Raw genomic sequence first — 18617 nt, 5'->3', positions numbered from 1 at the left:
CCGTATAGGCCGTCTTCGAGCTCGTGGCACCGAAGCGCTATTTGTGGTGTGCCAGCAACACCCGGTCGCGCGCCAGGCAACGCCGGGGGCTCGGGCAGCGTCATGCCGGGGGTGCCGAATTTAACGGCCCCGGCGCATCAGGAAGGTACCACCAGTTAGAAAAGACTGTCCAGGACGGACGGCTGCTTGCCAGCGCACTTGATGCCGCCGTGTTCGAGATCGAGATCGAGCATCCTCTGGAACCGCGCGTCATCCAGTGGCCGCGCCATCTCGTCGATCCAGTCGGCAATACGCGTCAGGATGGCGAGGGCATGGCATTCCCCAGATGCAAATGTGTGTCGCCGTCGGAAAATGCGCATACGAGGCGCTCGGCGGCCGCCCCCATCATCGGGGCGGCGCCCAAGAAGTGCCGCAAAGTGCGGCCGGGGCAAAGATCCGGCGCCTCCCCGCCGCCATACACGGGCGCCTTGGGCGCCAGGCCGACATCAGGGCCTATTTGGTCGACAGCACCAATACTGTCACAGAATACGGCGCGAAGCTATAGCTGAACTCCTTGCCGAGCCCGCTCGCCTTGCTCGTCACCGGCACCACCTTGGTCGGTTCGGCGATGGTGTTGCTGTCCTCTTTCTTCGCCGAGGCCAGCACGATGGCCTTGCCATCCGACGCCACCTTGCCGGCGCCGGCGAGCTCGACCTGCACCGCCTGCGCCGTGCCGATGGCGTTGACGACCTTCAGGTAGATCTCGCCGCGCTGCTCCGACCTGGTCGCCGAGAAGAACATGGTCGGCACTTCTCTCGCCGGCGGCAGCTGCTGCGGCGTCTCCTGCGAGGCTGCCTCCTGCCAGGTCTGCGTGCTGACTTTTTGCGCGGTCACCGGCAGCGACACGTTGCCCAGATAATTGCTGAACACTTTCTGCACGTGGTAGGACGGCGAGCCGTAGCTGGCCTGCGCGTCGTAGCCGATCATGTTGAATCGCCACTGCACGCCGCCCGGGTTCACGTTCACCAGCAGCGGCGCGTAGCAGGACATCTCGACGACGTCGGCATTGCGCTCCATGCCGGTCATGAAGGCGGCGTCGGCCAGCGCGGAGTGCAGGTTGGTGGTCGGATCGCCCTCCTGCGCGGCCCACTCGCCGATGAACACCTTCGGTCCCTTGCGCTCGTAGCTGTCGTAGCGCGCGGCGTCGTTCATCATCTGCATCGGGTTGTAGTAGTAATGCTCGTCGACCAGGTCGGGCTCCCGGCTGGTCACCTTCTGTTGCTGGCCCAGCCAATCCTTGCCATTGACGGTGGAGATCAGCTTGAGCTGCGGATACTTCGCCCTGATGGCGTCGTGGAACTGGGTGTAGCGGCCATCGTAGTTCTTCTGCTTGTCGAAGCCGTCCTCGTTGCCGATCTCGACGTAGCGCAGCTTGAAAGGCGCCGGATGGCCGTCCTTGGCGCGCTGCGCACCCCACTTGGTACCGACGTCGCCGGTGACGTATTCGATCTCGTCGAGCGCTTCCTGCACAAAGGGTTGCAGCCCCGGGCCGGCGGGAACGTTCTCGCCGTTGAGCGCGTAACCGGCGAACACCGCCAGCACCGGCTCGGCCTTCATGTCCTCGCACCACTCCAGGAATTCAAGCAGGCCCATGCCATCGGACGAGCGGTATCCCCAGGTGCCGGGATGGCCGGGCCGCTGCTCGATCGGGCCCAGGGTTTCCTTCCACTTGTAGCGGGTATCCACGCTACCGCCCTCGACGTAGTTCCCGCCCGGGAAGCGCAGGAAGCGCGGCTTCATGTCGACCAGCTTTTGCATCAGGTCGATCCGGTTGCCGTTCGGCCGGTCCTTGTAGGTCGGCGGGAACAGCGAGACCTGGTTGAACCAGACGGTGCCCGGGCTTTCGGTGGAGATCACCAGGCGCGCGTCGGCGGTCGGCTTGACCTTGGCGCCGGTTCTCAGGGTGACGGTGTAGCGTTTCCACTCGCCGTCGACGCGGCCGCCCACGGCCTGCGCGTAAACGGTCTTGCCGTCCGTGCCTTCGATGCTGACGGTCAGCGGCACGCCGCCGGTGCCGGAGGTCCTGGCGTAGAAGCTGGCGCGGTAGCGGGTGTCCGGCTTGACCGGAATGCCCCAGTAGCCGTCGTTGGCGACACCGACCCGGTGGCCCGGCGCGGCGCGCGCGGCGTCCAGGCGCAGGCTGGTGGTCAGCGCGGTGGCGGGGACCGGGTAGCGCTCGTCGAGCTCAATCGCGGCGCCGCCGTCGGCGTCCTGCACCACCGACCAGTGCACGGCCGTCTTGCTGTCGTCCTTGAAGGCGCGGTTGCGCACCAGCTCGGCGTACAAGCCACCATCGTAGGAGTAGTTGATTTCCTCGGTCATCAGGCCATACAAGGTCGGGCTGACCGGAATGCCGGGCTTGGCGAGGTCGATCTTGAGTGTGGTCTGCGCCATCGCCAGCGGCGCGACGAGGGCGGCGAGCGACAGCAGGCGGGAGGCGCGCATGCGCGGTAAGGCGTTCGAATTCATGTTCAGGATCTGTCGTGGAATGAAGCTGCGCTTACGGGGCGCATTCGAAGTTCGTTGTAAAAAGAGTAGCGCGCAAATTATTGTGGCCGCCGCCCTGCCATCGCCAATCATATTTTGACGGCGACCGATACCCGAATCGACATCATTCGCACGATCGCCACGGCGCAGGCCAATCACTAAAAAAATGCTGCCCTCGCCTACAAAAAAAGACTACGCGTTTTGGCGGTTTTGAAAACTGCGGCGCACACGATGACGGATCTGCCGGTCGCCACGGCTAGTGTTCGCTTAGCGCCCAGATTCTTGAACGGTCGCCAACTCGATCTTCAGGGCGGACGAGTGCGCCGTGGGCAGGCTTGCCGGCAGCACGACCACCAGTGCGTCGTCGCGCTGCGTCCATGCCAACTCCGCGCTGTTGCCCAGCAAACGCACGCTGCGGATGGCACCACCGGCGTAGCTTGCCTGTTTGCCCAGCGACGCGATGTTCACCTGTTTCGCCGGCACGCCGAGCGTGATGGCGTAGACCAGATTGCCCTTGGCGGTGAAGCGGATATCCTGCGGCGTGTAGGCCGCGCCTTCCGAGAAGTGGCCGCCGGCCGGCTGTGTCGGGCCCTCGCCAAATACTTTCCATGGCCGGGTGCCATAGATCGCCTCGCCATTCACGCCCATCCAGACTGCCATCTCCTCCAGAAACTTGCGCGGCTCGGGCGGCAGGCTGCCGTCGGCGTACTGCACCACATTGAGCAGCAGGTTGCCGTTCTTGCTGACGACGTCGGCCAGCGTATGGATGATGTCCGTGGTCGACTTGTAGCCGGAGTTTTCGTTGTAGAACCAGTCGCCGATGGAGGTGTCGGTTTGCCATGGCAGAGGACTGATGCCTTGCAAGGCGCCGCGCTCCACATCCTGCACGCCCGCCTCGGCGATGAATTCGCCGGATTTGTCCAGGTTCTTGTGGGTATAGACCGCTGTCAGCTTGCCCCCGTGCGCGGCCATGTTGCCGTTGTAGAAGTTGGCCACCAGCGTGCGCCCCACCACGCCGAACGGTATGCCGCCATCGGAATACAGCAAGTCGGGATGATAGTTGTCGATCAAGTCGCTGATGCGCTTGAACCATCGCTCATGCCAGCCGGGATTGGTCGCGTACAAGTTCGGCGTCGTGTACATGGCCTCGTTGTGTTTGGGATGGTAGAGCTCCTCGTACGCGGGATCGTTGCCGTCGTAGGGCACGCCAGCCATCGGCCCGGTCTTGTCGGCGCCGTGGCTCAAAGCAAACCAGCCGTAGCTGTAGCCAAGATGCTCGGAGACGCCGAACGGCAAGCCGGCCTTTTTCGCCGCCTGCTGCCACGCCCCGACGATGTCGCGCCGAGGGCCCATGTTGACCGCGTTCCAGCTGTGGTAGCGGGAATTCCATAAATCGAAATTATCGTGGTGGACGCCCATGCTGACGAAATACTTTGCGCCGGCTTTTACGTACAGCGCCATCAGCGCATCGGGATCGAAGCGTTCGGCCTTCCACAACGGAATAATGTCCTTGTAACCGGATTTGGATGGATGGCCGTATTGACTCAGGTGATGCCGATATTGCGACGTCTGTTCGTCATACATGTTGCGCGCATACCAGTCGCCCTGGCGCGGCACGGCTTGCGGCCCCCAGTGGGACCAGATGCCGAATTTGGCGTCACGGAACCAGTCCGGTGTACGGAAACGTTGCAGCGACGCGCCATCGGCGTTGAACGGGCCTGGCTGCTGCGGGGGCACATATGCCTCGCTGCCGATGGCCGGCAGACAGCATGTCAAGAGGAAGGAGAAAATTCCGCCTTGAGTGATTTTGATCGTCATAGTAATGTCTTCAGGATGCTGTCGGGGGGGGGGGGGCGCGGCCCGGGGGGCCGCCCCCTCCCCCGTGTCGATCAGTTGGAATACAGCAGGCCGCGGCCCGTGCCGTTGACGTAGATCCGGCCATAGGTGTTCCAGTCGGCCGCCATCGCGCCGATGCCGCCGAACTGGTGGGCATCGTCGTTAAAGCGGGTCCAGCTGCTGCCTGCGTTGTCGGACACCCACACGCCCCACTGGCCGTTGATCACGCCCACCACGTAGATCGCGGCCGAGTACGACGCGCCAGCGGCTGCCTTGCCCAGCGCCACAACGCTGGCACCCTGCACGTCGGGCCAGCCATTGCCGTTGCTGAAGATCGACGCGAAGTTGTTGAGCTTGGTCCAGCTGGCACCCGAGTCGACCGAGTGGTACACGGTATCGCCGTCGGTCAGCCAGACGTCGCCCTCGACGTTCGGATTGACGGCGAGCGAGGTGGCGTGCCACGGATTGGCGCGCAGCCCCGCCGACACCGAGCCCTGGCTCAGCGTGAAGGTATGGCCGCCATCGGTCGAGACATAGACCCTGCCTGGCGTTCCCGACCACCAGACACCGCCCGAATCGTAGGCATAGACCTTGTTCGGATTCTTGCGGTCCGCCGCGAGCCGGTAGGCGCGCGTCCAGCCGCCGAACGCCGTCAGCGCGGGCAGATTCGTCGCCGTCCAGCTGGCGCCGTTGTCGGTGGTGTAGGACGGCACCGCATTGGACGGGGCCCAGATCGCCTTGTTGCGGGCCGTGACAACGATGTTGGACGCTTCACGCCCGTCGGCCGCGGCGCCGGCTGGCAAGGTGGCGAAATTCGCCCAGGTGACGCCGCCGTCGCCCGACCAGTACCCGTATCCCGCGCCGCCGGCCCCGTTCTTGGCGGCGACAGCGGCGATGTATTGCGGATCGGACCAGCTCATGTCGGCCGAATTGCCATTGATCCAGTCCGTGGTGGGGCCTCGGGTCGGCATCGTCGCGAGGTCCGTCTGGACCCAGGTGCCGATGTCGCCGCCGCTGTTGATGAGCTTGTACGTCGCGCCGGCTGGCGGAGTGACGACGGCCAGGGTGGCAGTCTCCTCGATGTTGTTCACCTTCACGGTCCAGCTCGGTGTCGCCGACGAGGCGTTATACGTCTCCCAGATGCCGGGGCCGTCAAGGTGCATGATGTGGTCGCGGTTGTTCGGATCGATCTCGACGTCATCATTCCAGCCCCAGTACCCGGAGGCGGTCTGCGTGTGCGGCATCTGGGACTCGATCTCGCGCCAGGTGCTGCCGGCGTTGTCGGACAGCTGGGTGATCTTCTGGCCGGCGAAATCGCCCCAGGTATTGGTTACCGCCAGCGCGATGCGGGTGGTCGCGCCGCTGCCATGGACGGACACGCCGCCGTAGCCGCCCGCGGTGGTGGAGCTCAACAAGGTCCAGACGCCGCCATTGATGCCGGTGTACCTGTAGAGATAGCCGGGGCCGTCGCCGCCCGGGCCCGCGTTCTTGTTGAAGACCACGTAGTAATTGCCGTCCGCGGCGCGCGCGTAGTGCGGAATGTGATACCCGACGACTGCGGCCGGCACCGCGACCGGCGTCCAGGAATAGCCGCCGTTGCTGGAGCGGTAGAAGGTCGAGGTCAGGCCCGCCGCGTTGGCATAGTCGGGCGCGACCGCGACCCACATATTCCAGGTCGTCTGGCCGCCGCCCACGTTCCCGTTGTCGAAGATGATCTGCTCGACGCCAATCGCGCTGGAGCTCAGCGTGGTGGAAGACAGGCCGGTGACCTGCGCCCAGGTGTGGCCCGAGTCCGAGCTCTTCCACAAGCCGGCCGTGCGCGAACCGTAGAACATCGTCGACGGATTGGTCGGATCGAGCCGCAGGCGCTCGCCGATCGCCCGGCCGGCCTCGTTGCCGTGCACCATGAATGGCAGGCCGATCCACGTCCAGCTGGCGCCCTGATTGCTGGAAGTATACAACCGACCGTTGCCGCCCAGGCCCGCGACCAGATAGACGAGCTGGTCGTTCGTTGGATCGAGCGCGATGCTTTCGACGCCGTGGTAGTTAGCCTCGGCCTGGCCAAAACCCAGGCCGTCGGTGATCGGCACCCATGCCGACGTCGCCTGGTTCCAGCGGTAGGCGCCGCCGATGTCCGTCCGCGCGTACAACAGGTTCGGCGAGGTAGGATGATAGATCAGGCCGCTGACATAGCCGCCGCCGCCCCACTTGACGCTGCCCCAGGTCGATGCCGGAGCCGCCAGCGCAACGCCGGCGTTGCTCCTGGCACCCATGAGGACCGTGCCAGGTTTGCTGTCAGACCCGCCGCTGCCACCGCAAGCTGCCAGGAACGCCGTGGCGCCCATGGCTAGCAAGGCAATTCTGTTACCGAATGCGCTCATGCTAGTTTCCTCCAAGAAGAACATCTGATTAGAGTCATTGTGACAATCCGCCTTGCGGTCGTCGTCGGCGGCATCCTTTGACCCCGCTGCGTTGGCATCTGCGTGCCGTCGGTCATTGTGGGCATTTCGCCGCGCTTTTTTCAATTGCCCATTCCGCCAAAACGCCGAACCATTTTTCAGCGAGAACCTCGCCTACCGAAAAAGGTTCCATGCATTGGTGAATTTTGGAATTGCGACGCACACCAGGACTGCGCAGAATGGCCGCTTCGATCATCAATAGCGATATGTAGATGCGTACACTGACACAACCTCCGGCGATCAGGACCCGAGCATTTCGTTCGGTCGGGCTTCTGGCCGCGGTTCTGGTGGCCAGTTGCGGTGGCGGTGGAAACAGCAGCGGCTCGTCTGGCAATCCGGGCGGGTCGGGTCCAGTTGTGCCGGCTCCCATGCCGACGCCTACCCCGACGCCGACGCCTCCGGTGATCGCCACCTGGAGCAGCGCGAAGTTCGGCGGCGGCGGCTACGTCAGTGGTCTCGTCTTCCATCCGGCTTCCGCCAACGTCCTGTACGCCAGAACCGATGTCGGCGGCGCCTATCGCTGGAGCCAGGCCACGTCGTCGTGGACGCCCATCGCCGACGGGGTGGGTTTCGGCGCGGCCGACAGCAGGTATCACGGTGTGGAGAGCATCGCCCTCGATCCGAACAACGACCAGCTCGTCTACATGGCCGCCGGCATGTACACCTCCGAAGGCAACGGCCGCCTGTACATCTCCAGCGACCGGGGCGACCACTGGAGCTACGTCGCCCTGCCCTTCCCGCTGGGAGGCAACAACCCCGGCCGGGCCATCGGCGAACGCCTGACGGTCGACCCCAACCAGCCTTCGACGCTGTTCTATGCCACACGCACGGCCGGCCTGTGGAAGAGTACCGACTCGGGCCTCAGCTGGACCCAGGTGACGTCGCTGTCGAGCGCCAGGTTGCCCCAGGATCAGGTCAACGCCCTGGGCATGGGCAGCGCGATGGGCGTCGAGACGGTAATCTACGATACCGGCACCAAGGGCAGCGGCACGGCCACCCAGACGATCTACGCGGCCATCGCCCCGGACTACGTCCAGACAGCGGGGCTGGGTTCGAACCTGTACAAGTCGACCAACGGCGGCACGTCGTGGGCCGCGGTGCCGACCCCGATCTCCGGCTATCACATCCCGCACATGGTGCGCGCCGCGGACGGCATGTTCTATGTTGCCTTCACCAAGGAGACCGGCCCCGGCGCCGCCGGGCCCGCTCGTTTCTACAAGTTCGACGGCACGACGTGGACCCTACTCAGCAGCAACGACTCCGCCGGCTACGGCGGCGTCTCCGTCTCCGGCACCGGCCCGACCACGCGGATTGCGCTGGGAGTGACCAACACCTGGGGCAACTCCAGCGGCCAGCAAATCATCCGCCTGTCAGACGACGCCGGCCGGAACTGGCGCGAGATCGCCGCCACCATGCCGCATACGCCGGCCGACGCGCCTTTCTGGGGATGGCCCGACGACGTCGAGATCGATCCTGCCAACCGGGATCACATCCTGTACGGCCATGGCGGCGGAGTCTGGGAAACCCGTAACGCTTCCTCATCCACGCCGAGCTGGAACGAGCTGAACGACGGCATCGAGGAGACTGCCGTCCTGAGCCTCGCCACGCCGCCGGCCGGCGCCACGTACACCGTGATCAACAGTTCGGGCGACGTCGGCACCTGGGTGCACACCAACCTCGCGACCAAGCCCACCTTGACGCCGGGCACCAGCTGGAGCAACGGCTTCGCGGCCGACATGGCGTGGTCCGACCCGCAATACATCGCCACCATCGGCGTCGTCCTGGGCACCAGTACCGGCTACGGCGTCTGGTCCGGCGACGGCGGCAAGAGCTGGGCGAAGTTCGCCACCTACCCGCCCGGCGTCGCGACCAACACGGGCCAGGAAGCGAGCATCGCGGTCACCGCGCGCAACAAGGCGGTCTGGGCGCCTGGCTACTCGGTGCCGTCCTACACCACGGACAACGGCGCAAGCTGGGTGCCGACCAATCTGCCGGCGATCAACAGCATCTTCCCGCGCGCCTACCACCTGGCCGCGGATCGCAAGAACCCGAACAAGGTCTATGCCTACGATTCCGGTGCCCATTGGTGGGGCACGCCGGGCAAGGTCTACGTCTCGACGGATGGCGGCCACACATTCACGTTGAGCCAGGGCTCGGTAAGCGCGGGGCTGACCCCCAACTACTTCTCGAACACCTCGCTGGCGGTCAACCCCAACGTCGAAGGCGAGCTCTGGCTGGCAGACGGCAACACCGTGTACCGCTCGAGCGATTCGGGTGCGACCTGGACCAAGCTCAGCAACTTCGCCTCTATCTTCAGCGGCAACCCATGGGCCCAGGTGCAGGGAGCCAGCGCCATCGCGCTGGGCAAAGCGAAAGCCGGCGCCCCGTATTCGGCCGCGGTCTACGTCGTGGGCGTGATCAACGGCGTGTGGGGTGTGTACCGTTCCGACGATGGCGGCGCCACCTGGGACCGCTACAACGACGATGCGCACCAGTTCGGCGGCATCGGCGCGATAGCGGCCGACTGGAACACCTACGGACGCATCTACATCAGCGGCACCGGCCGCGGGCTGTTGTTCCACAACTAAAAAACTTTAATCAATTGACTTTGTATTTGGAAGCATATGCGTTCAACACCGGAATCCAGTTCTCCCCCGCCTGCAACTGAAGGGCAGCCGTCGTTCCAGCGCGAAAGCCGGCGCTACGCGCTGGGCATCGTGCTGCTCCTCCATCTGGTCTTGCTGGCCGCCATACTGCTATCGCACGCGCGCCGTTCCCCGCCGCCACCACCGCGCGTCGTAGAATTGGCCATGTACCAGGAGAAGGTACCGGAAAAAAGATACCCGAACCTCCGCCCCCGACCATCGATGCGCCGCCCCCGCTCGCCCCACCTCCTCTCGCCCCGCCGCCGCTGCCCGTGCTCGACTTCGTGCCCGACGCCGTCCGGGCGCCAGCGCAGGCACCGGCCGCGGCGCCGGCCCCCGCCGCAGCCCCGGGCGCGGCCCCGGCCTCGCCCCCGGCCGCGCCCGCGCGCGCGAAGGAAGCCGTGGTCAGTACGCCTCCCAAGCTGTTCGAAGAATGTGCCGAATCGTCGGATCGGAATATGATCGTCGACGTATATCGCCTCAGCAGGGACACCCAATCGGTGTCAGAAATGCGCCGGCGCAAGCCGATCAAGCGCGTTTGCCTCGCCCAACTCGATATCACGCCACGCTCCTTCCGCGAAGGCTTTCCCGGCTTGGGCTCGATGGTCGAATGGTTCGGGCTGGATATTCGCTTCACCGTCAATATTCAGGAGACCGCCACGTGGGAACTGATGCTGTTGGCGGACGACGGCGCCATTCTCACCATCGACGATGAAAACGTGATCGACAACGACGGCATCCACCCGCCGACACCCGTGGCGACCAGGCAAAAGCTGGAAAAAGGCTTGCACAATTTCCGCGTGCGCTACTTCCAGGGTCCAGGACCCGATCTCGCATTGATGCTTGCGTGGAAAAAGCCCGGCGCGGCCGATTACAGCTACGTGCCGCGCAGCCTGCTCGGCCGGCCGCCGGCCGCCATGCTGGCGCCGATCCAGTCCAAGGAATGAACGCCAGCTCGGGCTCCTGCGCTTAAATTTCAACTGGGACATTTTGTCTCAATGTATGGAAATTGTTTTTAAGTACTATGCTTCACAACGTCCAGCAGCACCGTCCTTGCATGGCAGTCGCTGACGTTTTCTCCTGGATAGTGTCAAGTAATAGACTGGAAATACTCAAAATGGAATGGATCCCTGTAGTGTTCGTTGCGTTCAAGGCTCTCGTGCTCGGCACGGGCATGTTCTTCGCCATCAAGTGGCATTACGATCAAGGCAAGAAGGGCAATGTGAAGGAGAGGCGCGCGGTGTTACGGGCAAGCGGCCAGGTGGCCGCAGTCTTCGTGCTATCGCTCCTTGGCGTGGGGGGCTGCGCCTTCTTCCTTAGCAGAATGCTCGGTTTGGACATGACCTTGCCATGATGGCGAAGAATAGCCGGCCTCCTGAATTTTTGGGGTGATTCAATTTCCAAACCACCTGGATAAGCAAGAGGCGGCGTCGCTTTCGGCGCCAGCGGAGCCACAAGCCCAGGCAACGATCCCGTCAGGCCGTATCAGCAAGGCACGCAAGCCCAGGCAATCAGCCGCTTCGCTCGCGAGATAATCCACCCGGTCATCCCAACGGCAAGCGAGCGACTTCAAGGCATGGCATTCCGCGAAGTCGAGCAATAAACCGCGTCCAGTGCGGAGCCGCAGATGCAGGCGCATCCCGTCAGCCAGCTCGAAGTCGGGCACGCTACGGCCGACCAGCGGATGTGCCTCCCCCAGATCATAACGAAGTTCGAGCCCCCAAACGCGCCTGGCGAAATAGGTCGCGCCGTCGCAAGTCTGGATCAGGTCGCGCACGATTGCTTCCAGGGCGCGCGAACTCTCGCTTGGACGCATTAATGCGACCTGCGCACGGGACCAGTCAAGGACGCGCAAACCTTCCGGCCGCCGCTCGCATGCGTAGGTATCCAGCAAATCGGCAGGGGCGCGTCCCCGTATCGTTGCGGCCAGCTTCCAGCCCAGGTTCATCGCGTCGCCAATGCCAAGGTTCAGCCCCTGGCCGCCCAGCGGCGAATGGATGTGGGCAGCATCCCCAGCCAGCAGAACGCGGCCTTTCCTGTATTCCGTTGCCTGGTAAGCGCGGTCCGTCCAGGTGGTGGCGAGTTCAAGGTCCGTTACCCGCACGTCAGCGCCGGACAACTTGCGTAACACGGCCTCGATATGCTCGCGCGTGATCGGATCGCCGCGGTGAAAAGCGCCGCCGTCAAAATCGACCATCCCGATCGTGCCTGGCGCTGCGAAGGTGTACATGCCTGTCGCGGTATAGTGACGACCGGCTTTGAGCACGCCCGGGCCGGCCAGCTTGACCTGGGCTGAATATCCGGTGAACTCCGGATCTGTCCCCGTGAAGCCGATGCCAGCGGCCTTGCGTACGGTGCTTCGCCCGCCGTCGCAGCCCACAAGCCATTGTCCCCGGAATGCTCTTGCGCCTGAAAAGACTGTCACCCCATTCTCTGAACGCTCGACATTCTCAACACCGCAACCACGGAGAATCTCGACACCCATGCTTGCTGCACGGGCGGACAAGACGGCCTCGATACTCGCCATGTCCGCAGCGAAGTTGCTGACCGGGCCAGGCAGCTGGTACTGCCACTGCTCGGTGTCGATCTGATCGTGGAAAAACTGAATACCGGCGAAATGACCAGCCGGACGACGGCTTTGCTGCATCCAGTGAGCGGAACCGGGCACATCACGGCTGGCCACGAGCGCCTCGAGCGGACGAAGCAAGTCGCGGCGTCGAAGGCTTTCAATCGTCGGCACGGAAAGGCCGCGAAGCCCGAACGGCAGCTCCTTCAGCGGGCTGTTCGGTGTTTGCGCCTGCTCCAGCACAAGCACAGTGCAGCCTGCAAGCCGCAACTCGCAGGCGAGAAACAGGCCTACAGGGCCGGCGCCTGCGATCAGGACATCATGGGGATGGGTGGGGTACATGTCTGGCTCCTTCAGTCGATGTTCGACCGGAGCGTTCCCCAATTCAGGATGCACACGGACGAACTATTGGCCGCGATGCGGCATCAAGAATTCGTCGTGGGGATCTGATGCAAGGGCCAAAGACCAGAGCTTTCGTTACCGAAAGGACTTGGGCTTACCAAACCAAGTCTGCCTTTTCCGACAGCGGGACTATATCACCATTGACAATATTCAACCACTCAGTTTGCCGCGCACCAGCACTCCATTTCATCGATTCATGCAATTGTAATTTTCAATAGCGGCAGTTTATCTCCTCAATTGATGGGAATAAAGTACGCCTTGCTTTGCAACCATCTCAATTCAGGAGATCGCCATGTTTTCGCTCAAGAAGATTGCTCGTTTCGCCATTCCCCAAACACTCGCCCTGTCCCTGTCCCTGGCGCTCGGCGGCACGACGCTGCCCGCCGCCCAGGCCGCCGAGGCGCAACCAGCCGCGCCTGCCAAGTCCCACGTGCACAACCCAGCTGCCGCCAACAAGGCACTGGTGCTCAAGGCCTACCAGGCGCTGTTCGGCGACCACGACCTCGGCGCCGTCGACCGCTACTGGGCGAAAGACTACATTCAGCACAACCCGTACATGGCCGATGGTACCGAGGCGGTCAAGCAGTTCGTCGAGAAAATCGGACTGCTCAAGGGACCGAAGTTCAAGGTCGAGTTCCTGCGCGTTGCGGCCGAGGGAGACCTGGTCTTCGTGCAGACCCGCCAGCCGAAGATGGGCGACAATCCCGAGATGGTCATCGTGGACATTTTCCGCGTCGCCAACGGCAAGATCGCTGAACACTGGGACGTGATGCAGGCGGTGCCGGCCGACGCGGTAAACCAGCGCCCGATGTTCTAAGGAGAGCCCCAATGAGCACCACTACGCTGCACTACATTTACGATCCGCTTTGCGGCTGGTGCTACGGCGCCGCGCCGCTAGTGAAGGCTGCCCGCGAGGTCTTGCCCGTGCAGGCTCACGGCGGCGGCATGATGGCGGGCGACCGCCGCCAGCCGGTCACGCCGCAGTTGCGTGACTACGTGATGCCGCACGACCGGCGTATCGCGGCTCTCACCGGCCAGCCTTTTGGCGATGCTTATTTCGAAGGCCTGTTGCGCGATACCTCGGCGGTATTCGATTCCGCCCCGCCGACCGCTGCGGTGTTGGCGGCGGAAAGACTCGCCAGCCGCGGCCTGGACATGCTGTCCCGCCTGCAATCCGCGCACTATGTCGAAGGCCGGCGCATCGCCGACCGCGAGGTGCTCGTCGAAATGGCGGGCATGCTCGGGCTGGACGCAACTGCCTTCGCGCTGGCTTTGGACCAAGCTCAACGCGAGGAGCTTCCCTCGCACATCGCCGGGACGCGCCGGTTGATGGACCGTGTGGGCGCACGGGGCTTCCCCAGCTTCGCGCTCGAACGTGACGGCAGGTTCACCATGCTCGACGCAGGCGCTTTCCTCGGCCGTCCGCAGGAGCTGCAGGAGTGGCTGAAGGCTCAACTGCCTGATGAGGTGGCCTCGCCTGGAAGCACGGCGGCGGAGTTCGGCTGCGGACCGGACAGCTGTTCAATCTGAAGACAGGAAGCATAACCATGCGAAGCAACTTGCAGATCGTTTCCGAGCACTACGCCGCATCCGACCGGGGCGACATCGCCGGCATGATGGCCGATGTCGCGCCGGACGCGCGCTGGACGGAGATGGCGGGTTTCCCTTGTGCGGGCACGTGGATCGGCCCCGCGCAAATTGTCGAACACGTGTTCAAGGTCCTGGGCGGCGAGTGGAATGGCTACCGCATGACGCTGGAGTCCCTGGTCGACGGAGGCGACTGCATCGTCGGTATTGGCAGCTATTCCGGCACGTACAAGCGCACCGGACGAGCCATGCAAGCGCGTGTGACCCATGTGTGGCGGCTGGCCGGCGGCAAGATCGTGGGCTTCGAGCAGTTCACCGATACCCTGCTGGTGGCCAGGGCCATGGCGATGTAACGCCATGACACGCCGCCAGTACTACTTGAACCGATCAAAAAACGCCTTGGACTCCTGCGCCGAAAAGTTGGGGTACCAGTGACCGCCCGCCTCAGTGCCGCACCAGATTACGGGCTTGCCGCTGTCGCAGCCTTGGTACTCTACGCAGCCGTTGCTACCCAGGGGCACTGTGGCGGCACTACAGCTGTTGCGCTTAAGGAAAAGGTCGCGTGCCTCCATCCCTGCTGTGTAAGGCACGACATTATCGTCTTTGGCGTGAATGAACAGGGCCGCCACCTTGTTGGGGGAACTGGCACAACCGCTCCAGAGCGAACCGGCCATGGGCACGATTGCTCGCACCACGTCACCCATCTGGCATCCGATGGTGTTGGACATCATGCCACCAAAGCTGAAGCCGGTAGCAAAGACACGCTGCGTGTCGGTGCACGCGCCCTGCTGTACCTCGCTGATCATGGCGCGCAAGAAGCGAACATCGCGGTCGCCAGTGTTGGCCCAACCCTTATCCAGGCCCTGCGGGGCAACGAAGATGGCATTGTCGCCGTACAAATTCTTCAGCCCGAAAAAGCCGCTCCAACCGTAGACATCGGCGGCGCTGCCATCACGCCAGTGCAGCCCGATAATCACCGGATAGGCCTTGTTGCGGTCATAGGTGGCCGGCATCTCGATCCAGTAGTCGCGCTGGGTAGCGTCGCTAGTGAGCGAATGTAAGCCAGTAGTCAACCTGGAACCGCCGCCGCAGCCCGCCGTGCTCGTAGACGGCGGAGTGACGGGAGTTGATGATGTTGGTCCCGGTACGGGTGCCGGTGTTGTAGCGCCGGTGGCGCCTGTTCCCCCTCCGCAAGCGACGAGCGCGATGAAAAGTAACGCGGCCAATACATGTCTCATATCTTCCCCTTGTTTGCATCGGGCCTTCTATGCGAGGTAAGTTTAATGGTCTCGATCGTGTCCGTCTTTTACGATTTTCGCCATTGGACGACATGTTTTTTGAATTTCAGCCGGGGCCGAGATCGGACGACAAACCACCGCCGCCGAAATCGACCCTGATGCTATGAGCGGAAATGGGCGCAAGCCCAAGGATCGCTAGAAGTAGTAGCCAGCCTGCAGATTGACCCGATGGGTGACACCGTCATACTTGGTCGAGGTCGAACCGAGGCCGCCAAAATCCGGTCCCATATACGGCTGGTGCTTGCCCGCCATGAAGTCGGCGTAGAAGTACCATTTTCCGGACGCGAAGCTCAACCCGGTCACATTCTGCTGCGAGTCCTTGTAGTTGCCGACACGCTTGGTGAGCATGCTGTAGTCGTTGTAAATCTTAAACCCGGTGAACGGACCGATGGACCCTGGGATGTCATAGCTGATGTTGGCAACAAAGATGTCACCCTTGGCCGCCACCGGGTATGGATAACCAAATGCGCCCAGCATCACGAAACTGTTCGGGTCCAGGCCGCCGTAGGTCTGGGTCGCCGTATGCCGGGTATGGTAGTCGTAACGCAGCGCTTCCAACATCACGCCGACCGGGCCAAAAGCGCCTTTATAGTGGACCGCGAACGCATTGCGGCGGGACGTCTGGCCTGCGCCGTTGTGGATTTCGCCGGTCAGTCCGGACAGGCCGACTTCCTGCTTTTCGCCAGGACCGACGTGCCAGGCGACGCGTCCGACCAGGGTATTGTGCTCGCTGTCCTTTTGGCCGGTGGCGTAGCCCTGCGCATTATCGTCCGACACAATATTGAACGAATAGCGGTTCGAGGCCCCGGCCGTGTTGGAACTGCCGCCATACGATCCGCCATCGCGCGGATAGAAACCGACCTGCCATTCCAGCGCGCCGGGCTTGCTGGCGTAGGTCACGCCCAGGTCGTACATGTCCTCGAAGCCGGTATAGAACGCAATCGATTCGTAGAAGTTATTGGAGGCAAACGGCTGCAGGCCAAACGGGATCTTGTCCAGTCCCACATGCACGGTGCTCTTGTCGTCAAAACGCATGCCGACCCAGCCGTGATGCAGGAAGTGCTCGGTGTAGTCGCCCTGCCCCAGCGGAAAATCATTGTACCGATATTGACCGGAACCAATCCACCGGCCATCGTCGTAGTTGACGTCAAGGCGCGCCGTGTCCAGGCCAAAGAAGCCATGCGGATGGTCTTTCTGCCAATTCTTGTAGACGTAATTAAAACGGATCGCCCCGCCGATGCTTAATGGCGACTGGGCCGCATCTTCGGCATATACCGTGCCGCTCACCAGCGCGGCCGCCGCGCACAGCGCGCCACCACAAAAACCTTTGATCAAATTTACGTGCATGATTTTCCCTCGCATGGGCGCATTGCGCCTTGTGTTATTTGGACGTTTTATATTTTTTACCCGGCACTACCGACCACTACCTGGCCCCCTCTTCCAGGCGTTTCAGGTAGCCCGCCTCCAGTTTGGCGACGTCGACTTTTTTCAGCTCGGCGTCAAACGCCTCTTGCAGTGCCTTGCCTGCCGGAGAACGGCGGAAGCAGACGTGCAGCGTATTTTGAGTCAGCAACTGGTGGCCGAACATCACGCTGTCCTTGGCCGCGCTGTGCATCGTCAGGTAACGCAGCACCAATTTGTCGACGACAATCCCGGGGATCTTTTTGCTCACCAGCTTACGTACGTTGTTCGTATCGCTGCTGACCACCTCCACCGGCTGCTTGCCCTGCTTCACGGCGGCGTCGAACTCGGCGCTGTTGGCATAACCTTCCACCACGCCGATCTTGAACGCAGCCAGATCGCTGGTGGTTTTCCATGGCACAGGAGAGTCCTTCAGGTAACCGATCCCCGTTTCACTCTTTCCTATCGGCTGCGACAGGTAGCATTTGCTCTCCGCCCTTTCAACCGTGTAATACACCGGGAAATATCCGGCATATTCGGAATCGGTCTCGCCTTTGGCAACCGCTTCCTTCCATTCGAAATACCTGACCTTGACACTGTTGCCCAGCCGCTTTTCCACTTCCGCGACAACCGTACCGGACAGGCCATCGCCAGGCAGGGTCGCGCCGGTAAATGGCATCCACTCAAGGCTGGCCAGCTGCAGGTTTTTTGCGGGCTCCGCCGCGACCGCGTGCAGTGAGGCCGTGATAGCTGTCAACGCAATGATTTTTTTCATTATTCCTCCGACTACGTTAATGGACATCTGCCAGGGAACGCCCGGCAGGCGGCCTTATTTTTTTTCCGCAGCGCGCGCCGCCGTCAGCCAGCCGTCATAAGTGCGCTGCTTGGCCTTGATCCATGCGGCTACGTGACGGTCGATGTCCGCCGAACTGTTCTCGCCTTCATGCATGCGGAAATTCTGCGCGTTGATATCGTTCACATCGATATTGACCAGCTCAAAGAACTTCGCGGCGGCAGGATTGGCCTGCACAAATGCCTTATTGGCCAGCACGTGCTGCGTGTTTGCCACAAAGCCGTAGTCTTTTCCATTCGGCAGTTTCGTGCTGGCCGCCGTATTGCCGGGCTGTGCGGAGAACGGTACTTCCAGCCATACCACGTCCTTGCCCGGCACCAGCACCGAGCTCACGTAGTACGGGGTCCAGGTGTAATACAGGATGGGTTTGCCTTCCTTGTAGCGGGTGAAGACATCGGCCATCAACGCGGCATAGGAGCCCTGCTTGTGAGTCACCGTGGCACGCAATTTGTAGGCGTCGAGTTGATGTTCGATGACTTTTTCGCAGCCCCATCCCGGTGTGCAGCCAGCCAGGTCGGCCTTGCCGTCACCGTCCGCGTCAAACAGCTTGGCAATCGCCGGGTCCCGCAGCTGTGCGATATTGGTGATCTTGTATTTGTCGGCGGTCTTCTTGTCGATCAGGTAGCCCTGCAATGCATTCGACGAGATGACGCCTTTGCGCACCAGCTTTTCATCCCCGCCGGCGCTCTGGAAGAACGATTCGTGCAACGGTTGCCAGTGCGCCGCCATGAAGGTGCCGTCACCGTTCGCCACTGCCACGTGGGCGGTGGCGTACTCGACTTCCGAGGTGCGCTTGACGTCGTAGCCCAGGTCTCTCAGTCCCTGCATGACGATCCGCGTTTGAAACGCTTCCTCCTGCTGCGCCGACTGCACGGGCACCACCACCACCCCTTTGCCGGGCGTGAGAGACTGGGCGCCGGCGCCCGCCGTGATCAGCGCCAGCGCTGCCGATGCGAAGCCCAGTTGCATGAAGCTGCGCGCAATGATTCCTTGTTTCATTAATTCACCCCCCTTGGTTAAAATTGGCTTGTATTGAATGATGGT

16 protein-coding genes are annotated in these 18617 nt (G+C 62.7%); 6 read left to right on the top strand and 10 right to left on the bottom strand.

The window, feature by feature from the left end:
* Nucleotides 1-155: 155 nt before the first annotated feature.
* From ACEN9O_RS22205 to ACEN9O_RS22185, 5 genes are all read right to left on the bottom strand, one after another.
* Nucleotides 156-359, bottom strand: a complete 204-nt coding sequence (locus ACEN9O_RS22205; RefSeq protein ID WP_495613975.1) for a hypothetical protein — start codon at nucleotides 357-359, stop codon at nucleotides 156-158.
* Nucleotides 360-492: 133 nt separating this feature from the next.
* Complete coding sequence (locus tag ACEN9O_RS22200) at nucleotides 493-2508, bottom strand: alpha-L-arabinofuranosidase family protein (RefSeq protein ID WP_495613974.1); 2016 nt, start codon at nucleotides 2506-2508, stop codon at nucleotides 493-495.
* Between the two features lie 285 nt (nucleotides 2509-2793).
* The gene (locus tag ACEN9O_RS22195) at nucleotides 2794-4344 is read right to left on the bottom strand and encodes an alpha-L-fucosidase (RefSeq protein WP_495613973.1); all 1551 of its coding nucleotides are present in this window, start codon (nucleotides 4342-4344) and stop codon (nucleotides 2794-2796) included.
* Nucleotides 4345-4415: 71 nt separating this feature from the next.
* Nucleotides 4416-6743, bottom strand: coding sequence for a WD40/YVTN/BNR-like repeat-containing protein (locus ACEN9O_RS22190; RefSeq protein WP_495613972.1), 2328 nt, complete (start codon nucleotides 6741-6743; stop codon nucleotides 4416-4418).
* A 112-nt stretch (nucleotides 6744-6855) separates the two neighbouring features.
* The gene (locus ACEN9O_RS22185) at nucleotides 6856-7191 is read right to left on the bottom strand and encodes a hypothetical protein (RefSeq protein WP_495613971.1); all 336 of its coding nucleotides are present in this window, start codon (nucleotides 7189-7191) and stop codon (nucleotides 6856-6858) included.
* Between ACEN9O_RS22185 and ACEN9O_RS22180 the strand changes: the two genes are divergently transcribed.
* From ACEN9O_RS22180 to ACEN9O_RS22170, 3 genes are all read left to right on the top strand, one after another.
* On the top strand, nucleotides 7190-9409 hold the full coding sequence (locus ACEN9O_RS22180; RefSeq protein WP_495613970.1) for a dockerin: 2220 nt from the start codon (nucleotides 7190-7192) through the stop codon (nucleotides 9407-9409). The two genes, ACEN9O_RS22185 and ACEN9O_RS22180, sit on opposite strands and share 2 nt — an antisense overlap.
* Nucleotides 9410-9738: 329 nt before the next feature.
* Complete coding sequence (locus ACEN9O_RS22175; RefSeq protein ID WP_495613969.1) at nucleotides 9739-10413, top strand: PA14 domain-containing protein; 675 nt, start codon at nucleotides 9739-9741, stop codon at nucleotides 10411-10413.
* Nucleotides 10414-10583: 170 nt separating this feature from the next.
* Complete coding sequence (locus ACEN9O_RS22170; RefSeq protein ID WP_495613968.1) at nucleotides 10584-10820, top strand: hypothetical protein; 237 nt, start codon at nucleotides 10584-10586, stop codon at nucleotides 10818-10820.
* Between the two features lie 39 nt (nucleotides 10821-10859).
* On the opposite strand, the gene ACEN9O_RS22165 is transcribed toward ACEN9O_RS22170, so the two are convergent.
* Entirely contained in the window at nucleotides 10860-12374 is a 1515-nt protein-coding gene (locus ACEN9O_RS22165) for an FAD-dependent monooxygenase (RefSeq protein ID WP_495613967.1), read from the bottom strand.
* 352 nt (nucleotides 12375-12726) lie between these two features.
* On the opposite strand from ACEN9O_RS22165, the gene ACEN9O_RS22160 reads away from it, so the two are divergent.
* From ACEN9O_RS22160 to ACEN9O_RS22150, 3 genes are read left to right on the top strand one after another with little or no spacing between them, the layout of a single operon-like run.
* Nucleotides 12727-13251, top strand: coding sequence for a nuclear transport factor 2 family protein (locus ACEN9O_RS22160; protein WP_495613966.1), 525 nt, complete (start codon nucleotides 12727-12729; stop codon nucleotides 13249-13251).
* A gap of 11 nt (nucleotides 13252-13262) precedes the next feature.
* A complete protein-coding gene (locus ACEN9O_RS22155; protein ID WP_495613965.1) occupies nucleotides 13263-13964 on the top strand; it encodes a DsbA family protein in 702 nt (233 codons plus the stop codon).
* Nucleotides 13965-13981: 17 nt separating this feature from the next.
* Nucleotides 13982-14374, top strand: coding sequence for a nuclear transport factor 2 family protein (locus ACEN9O_RS22150; protein WP_495613964.1), 393 nt, complete (start codon nucleotides 13982-13984; stop codon nucleotides 14372-14374).
* Nucleotides 14375-14395: 21 nt separating this feature from the next.
* On the opposite strand, the gene ACEN9O_RS22145 is transcribed toward ACEN9O_RS22150, so the two are convergent.
* The 4 genes from ACEN9O_RS22145 to proX all read right to left on the bottom strand — a co-directional run bounded on the left by ACEN9O_RS22145 (nucleotide 14396) and on the right by proX (nucleotide 18572).
* Nucleotides 14396-15034, bottom strand: coding sequence for a CE1 family esterase (locus ACEN9O_RS22145; RefSeq protein ID WP_495613963.1), 639 nt, complete (start codon nucleotides 15032-15034; stop codon nucleotides 14396-14398).
* A gap of 420 nt (nucleotides 15035-15454) precedes the next feature.
* Entirely contained in the window at nucleotides 15455-16681 is a 1227-nt protein-coding gene (locus ACEN9O_RS22140) for a hypothetical protein (protein WP_495613962.1), read from the bottom strand.
* A 61-nt stretch (nucleotides 16682-16742) separates the two neighbouring features.
* A complete protein-coding gene (locus ACEN9O_RS22135) occupies nucleotides 16743-17495 on the bottom strand; it encodes a substrate-binding periplasmic protein (RefSeq protein WP_495613961.1) in 753 nt (250 codons plus the stop codon).
* A gap of 54 nt (nucleotides 17496-17549) precedes the next feature.
* Entirely contained in the window at nucleotides 17550-18572 is a 1023-nt protein-coding gene (gene proX, locus ACEN9O_RS22130; protein WP_495613960.1) for a glycine betaine/L-proline ABC transporter substrate-binding protein ProX, read from the bottom strand.
* Nucleotides 18573-18617: the final 45 nt, after the last annotated feature.

This window comes from Duganella sp. Dugasp78, from assembly GCF_059491455.1.
The sequence above is the reverse complement of the archived record's forward strand: the minus strand, read 5'-3'. Positions and strand labels throughout refer to the sequence as shown.

Excerpts from the sequence above, each read along its gene's own strand:
- ACEN9O_RS22185 (WP_495613971.1), bottom strand. The coding sequence starts at position 7,191 with ATGGGAGCCGGCACAACTGGACCCGACCCGCCCGGATTGCCAGACGAG.
- ACEN9O_RS22170 (WP_495613968.1), top strand. The coding sequence starts at position 10,584 with ATGGAATGGATCCCTGTAGTGTTCGTTGCGTTCAAGGCTCTCGTGCTC.
- ACEN9O_RS22155 (WP_495613965.1), top strand. The coding sequence starts at position 13,263 with ATGAGCACCACTACGCTGCACTACATTTACGATCCGCTTTGCGGCTGG.
- ACEN9O_RS22205 (WP_495613975.1), bottom strand. The coding sequence starts at position 359 with ATGCGCATTTTCCGACGGCGACACACATTTGCATCTGGGGAATGCCAT.
- ACEN9O_RS22135 (WP_495613961.1), bottom strand. The coding sequence starts at position 17,495 with ATGAAAAAAATCATTGCGTTGACAGCTATCACGGCCTCACTGCACGCG.
- ACEN9O_RS22165 (WP_495613967.1), bottom strand. The coding sequence starts at position 12,374 with ATGTACCCCACCCATCCCCATGATGTCCTGATCGCAGGCGCCGGCCCT.
- ACEN9O_RS22200 (WP_495613974.1), bottom strand. The coding sequence starts at position 2,508 with ATGAATTCGAACGCCTTACCGCGCATGCGCGCCTCCCGCCTGCTGTCG.
- ACEN9O_RS22145 (WP_495613963.1), bottom strand. The coding sequence starts at position 15,034 with ATGCCGGCCACCTATGACCGCAACAAGGCCTATCCGGTGATTATCGGG.
- ACEN9O_RS22150 (WP_495613964.1), top strand. The coding sequence starts at position 13,982 with ATGCGAAGCAACTTGCAGATCGTTTCCGAGCACTACGCCGCATCCGAC.
- ACEN9O_RS22195 (WP_495613973.1), bottom strand. The coding sequence starts at position 4,344 with ATGACGATCAAAATCACTCAAGGCGGAATTTTCTCCTTCCTCTTGACA.
- ACEN9O_RS22160 (WP_495613966.1), top strand. The coding sequence starts at position 12,727 with ATGTTTTCGCTCAAGAAGATTGCTCGTTTCGCCATTCCCCAAACACTC.
- ACEN9O_RS22190 (WP_495613972.1), bottom strand. The coding sequence starts at position 6,743 with ATGAGCGCATTCGGTAACAGAATTGCCTTGCTAGCCATGGGCGCCACG.
- proX (WP_495613960.1), bottom strand. The coding sequence starts at position 18,572 with ATGAAACAAGGAATCATTGCGCGCAGCTTCATGCAACTGGGCTTCGCA.
- ACEN9O_RS22180 (WP_495613970.1), top strand. The coding sequence starts at position 7,190 with ATGCCGACGCCTACCCCGACGCCGACGCCTCCGGTGATCGCCACCTGG.
- ACEN9O_RS22140 (WP_495613962.1), bottom strand. The coding sequence starts at position 16,681 with ATGCGAGGGAAAATCATGCACGTAAATTTGATCAAAGGTTTTTGTGGT.